Below are 3,966 nucleotides of genomic sequence, written 5' to 3'. Positions count from 1 at the left end.
GATTCTGTCTTTTAGGCAAGAAATACAATCAATTTGTTGGCAGACAGTCATGAAATGGCAATTAAAATTTGGCGCTGTGATTGTAGTTATCGCGCTGATGGGTTCAGCCGTATATTCCCTATATTCGGTATATGCAGAGAACGTGCGGCTGACGGGTGAGAATGAATCACTGACCACCCAGCTATCAGAACAAGCCACCATTAACGCCAAACAACAAGCCACCATTAACGCATTGCATGAATTGGATGCTAAACACACACAGAGGTTAGCCAATGCAAACGCTGAAATCGACAGGCTGCATACTGCTTCTCTTGCTCATCCTGAGCGGGTGTACATCAAAGCCAAATGCCCTGTGCCTAGCACCATTACCCCCGCCCGCGTGGATGATGCAGGCACCGCCCGACCTACAAACACCGCTATCCGAAATTATTGGCTACTCAGAGAACGGATCGCGGAGTCAGAGCAAATGATTTTGGGGTTGCAGGAATTCATTCAGACACAGTGCAGGTGAACCATGATAAAGCCTAATCTATTGCGTGAAATGATTGTTAAACATGAGCCATTTTTCAGCCAGAATCCGGATCGGCTGGAAGTGTTTATCACAAAGGGGAATCTGATTGCCACGGGAACACATTCAGCCTCTTTTCTTTACCAATATCAGTTGGAAGTGTTGGCGTTGGATTATCCGCACCCGCTCGATAATCTCAGTATTCCTATATTGGCCTGGGCACGATTGCATCAGCCGGATTTATTGTTCAATCCAGAGCACCGCAAAGACGGTTTTCGTTTTGAGGTCGATTTGCTCAATAACGATACCGCTGACATTCTATTCACACTGCCAGCGTCCGAGCGCGTAATTGTCAATAGGGAAAACGGCAGACTGACACCGGTACATCTTGATGAGCCATCGCCTGATGCATTGTCATTGCGGGTATGGGATGTATTGGTCGATAAAATGGGGACAGCATGAGTCAGGATAATCTGTTGTTGTCACTGGAAAATGAATTACAGCGTTTGTTGTCTACAACATCACCCGGCTATCGCGGTCGGCTAGCGCGTCAGTTGGCAACGGCTATCCGTACTGACCAGCAGCGGCGTATTCGCAGCCAGAAAAATGTGGATGGTTCCAGTTATGAACCGCGCCGTCGCCGCATCCTGCGCTCTCAACGGGGTATTCGTTTTATCTATCAGGGCAGTGTCCGTCACCTAAAAAACTGGCGGGCAACCCGTGGCCGTCGGGGACGCATGATAACTGGATTTGATGAAGATCTTCTGGCGGTACGGTCGTTCTATCGCAGTGATATTGATCGCTATCTGGAGATTGACCGCAGTGAGACCCGTCAGACTACAACGCGACGTGATCCGATGTTCCAGCGCCTGAGAACGGCCCGGTTTTTGCGGATGCGCACATCGGCAGATTCGGCGGTTGTGGGGTTTCAGGGCAGGGCAGCCGCTATTGCCCGACAACACCAGTATGGATTAACTGGCAGTATCAATGCGTTGGCACGGACAAAATACCCGAGACGCGAATTGCTGGGTCTGGGCGAGCACGAAAAATTGAAACTGATTGAACTGATTTATCACGATTTGGTGGGGGTATGATGACACAGGCAGAATTTTACCGATTGTTAATGAATGTGGTGCGTGTTGGCACTGTGTCGGCAGTTGATCTGCACACCCAGCGTTGCCGTGTACACGTCAGTGGCCTGCAAACAGACTGGTTACGCTGGACAACCCAACGCGCCGGTACTGCCCGTACCTGGTGGGCGCCCAGCGTCGGTGAACAGGTATTGGTGTTGGCAATTGGCGGTGAACTGACGACCGCATTTGTAGTAGGGTCGCTCTACTCTGCCGCCCATGTTGCGCCGTCGGCCTCTGCTGAGGCGATGCACATTGCATTCCCTGACGGGGCAGTGATGGAATACGAACCACAATCCGGCGCGTTGGCAGTCACAGGCATTAAAACTGCTACGGTGACGGCCTCAGTCTCTGTGCATGTTACTGCCCCCGCGATCACCTGTACGGCCAGCCAACAAATCACCCTGGATGCGCCAACAGTCACCTGCACTAACCATCTGACGACAGGCAGTCTGGAGATCCGGCAAGGGGGCACCATGCGTGGCAATATCACTCATACCGGTGGTCAGTTGAGTTCTAACGGTACTGTTGTCGATTCCCATCGGCATAACGGGGTACGGTCGGGTGATGGAACGTCTGGGGGGCCAGTGTAATGAAATTTATGGGGATGAATAGCAACAATGGTCGCACGTTGTCAGACAGTGACCATATTCGCCAGAGTATCACCGATATTTTAATGACGCCTATCGGCTCACGAGTGATGCGCCGTGAATATGGCTCGCTCCTGCCCAACCTGATTGACCAGCCGCAAAATCCGGCGTTGCGTCTCAGGATCATGAGTGCGTGTTATATGTCTCTGTTGCATTGGGAACCGCGTATCCGGTTGGAAACCATTAATTATCTGCGTTCTGAACAGGGCGCGCTGACCATTGAGATCAGTGGTATTAATGTGCAGAACGATACCGCTTTATCCCTGTCCATTCCGGTGAGGTGAAACGATGCCAACGATTGATTTAAGCCAATTACCGCCGCCCGATGTGGTTGAACCGCTGGATTTTGAAACGCTGTTTGCCGAACGTAAATTGGCACTGATTGCCCTGTACCCACCGGAACAGCGCGAGGCGATCGCTCGCACACTGGCGCTGGAGTCGGAACCCATCACCAAACTATTACAGGAAAACGCCTACCGGGAATTATTGTTACGCCAGCGTATCAATGAGGCCGCTCGCGCAGCGATGGTGGCGTATGCCCGGGGCAATGATTTAGATCAATTGGGCGCAAACAACAATGTCAGTCGGTTGATATTACAGACAGCCGACAATAATACCGTGCCGCCAGTGCCTGCCGTGCTAGAGTCTGACAGCGACTATCGCGTACGCATTCCGCAGGCGTTTGAGGGTCTGAGTGTTGCAGGCCCCGTTGGTGCCTATGAATACCATGCCCGCAGTGCTGACGGTCGGGTCGCGGATGCCTCCGTCATCAGCCCAGCGCCAGCGCATGTGACCGTCAGTATTTTGTCCCGTGAGGGAAACGGGGCGGCCAGTGAGGCACTGATCGCGACCGTCAGTCGCGCCCTGAATGATGAGGACGTGCGCCCCGTCGCTGACCGACTGATCGTACAGTCCGCTAAGATTGTCGATTATGAGATTGACGCCGTGTTATACCTCTACCCCACACCGGAATATGAACCAATATTGACAGATATACAGGCACGGTTAGCACGTTATACCGCCGAGCAGCACCGAATAGGCCGTGATATCGTACGCAGCGCCATTTTTGCCACGCTCCATGCGCCCGGTGTCCAGCGGGTCGAACTAAAAAAACCCGTGAAAGATATCGTATTGGATAAAACCCAGGCCAGTCACTGCACCAACGCACAGGTCATTATCGGGGGTTCTGATGAGTAACCGCCTACTACCGGTCGGCTCGTCACCATTGGAAGTGGCCGCAGCAGAGGCACTGTCCAGTCTGGCTGCTGTCCCCGTTCCCCTCCGTGACCTGTGGCACCCAGATCGTTGTCCAGTGAAATTATTGCCCTATCTGGCGTGGGCGTGGTCGGTTGACCGCTGGGATATGGACTGGCCGGAGCATGCTAAACGTGAATCAATCCGAGTGGCGATGTTTGTTCATAAGCACAAGGGCACTATTGGTGCAATCCGGCGTGTGGTAGAGCCATTCGGCTACCTGATCCGTGTGATTGAATGGTGGCAGACTAACGAGACACCCGGCACCTTTCGGCTCGATATCGGGGTGCTGGACACGGGGATTACGGCGGAAACCTATCAGGAACTGGAACGCCTGATTTTTGATGCCAAACCTGCGTCACGTCATCTGGTTGGGATGTCTATTCAATTAGAGACAGGTGGTACAGCGTATTGTGCCGTGACC

The 3,966-nt window shown here is 52.7% G+C and carries 7 protein-coding genes; all 7 read left to right on the top strand.

Annotation, left to right across the window (positions count from 1 at the left end; all coding sequences use genetic code 11):
* Positions 1 to 511 (top strand): lysis protein (locus tag Xentx_RS16575; protein ID WP_339373698.1); only part of this gene is annotated, 511 nt, incomplete at its 5' end.
* Between the two features lie 3 nt (positions 512 to 514).
* Entirely contained in the window at positions 515 to 970 is a 456-nt protein-coding gene (locus Xentx_RS16570) for a phage tail protein (RefSeq protein WP_074021583.1), read from the top strand.
* A complete protein-coding gene (locus Xentx_RS16565; RefSeq protein WP_074021581.1) occupies positions 967 to 1,602 on the top strand; it encodes a phage virion morphogenesis protein in 636 nt (211 codons plus the stop codon). Before Xentx_RS16570 ends, Xentx_RS16565 begins: the two co-directional genes overlap by 4 nt.
* Positions 1,599 to 2,231 (top strand): phage baseplate assembly protein V, encoded by a 633-nt coding sequence (locus tag Xentx_RS16560; RefSeq protein WP_074021580.1) that lies wholly within the window; start codon positions 1,599 to 1,601, stop codon positions 2,229 to 2,231. Before Xentx_RS16565 ends, Xentx_RS16560 begins: the two co-directional genes overlap by 4 nt.
* On the top strand, positions 2,231 to 2,572 hold the full coding sequence (locus Xentx_RS16555) for a GPW/gp25 family protein (RefSeq protein WP_074021578.1): 342 nt from the start codon (positions 2,231 to 2,233) through the stop codon (positions 2,570 to 2,572). Before Xentx_RS16560 ends, Xentx_RS16555 begins: the two co-directional genes overlap by 1 nt.
* 4 nt (positions 2,573 to 2,576) lie before the next feature.
* Positions 2,577 to 3,485 carry a baseplate assembly protein gene (locus tag Xentx_RS16550; RefSeq protein ID WP_074021577.1) on the top strand — a complete coding sequence of 303 codons (909 nt, stop codon included), beginning with the start codon at positions 2,577 to 2,579 and terminating at the stop codon, positions 3,483 to 3,485.
* The coding region (locus Xentx_RS16545) for a phage tail protein I (protein ID WP_074021575.1) at positions 3,478 to 3,966 on the top strand (489 nt) is incomplete at its 3' end. The genes Xentx_RS16550 and Xentx_RS16545, both read left to right, overlap by 8 nt.

It is taken from the genome of Xenorhabdus thuongxuanensis (genome assembly GCF_001908095.1).
Classification (GTDB): Bacteria; Pseudomonadota; Gammaproteobacteria; order Enterobacterales; family Enterobacteriaceae; genus Xenorhabdus; species Xenorhabdus thuongxuanensis.
This window is presented reverse-complemented; position numbering and strand designations above follow the sequence as displayed.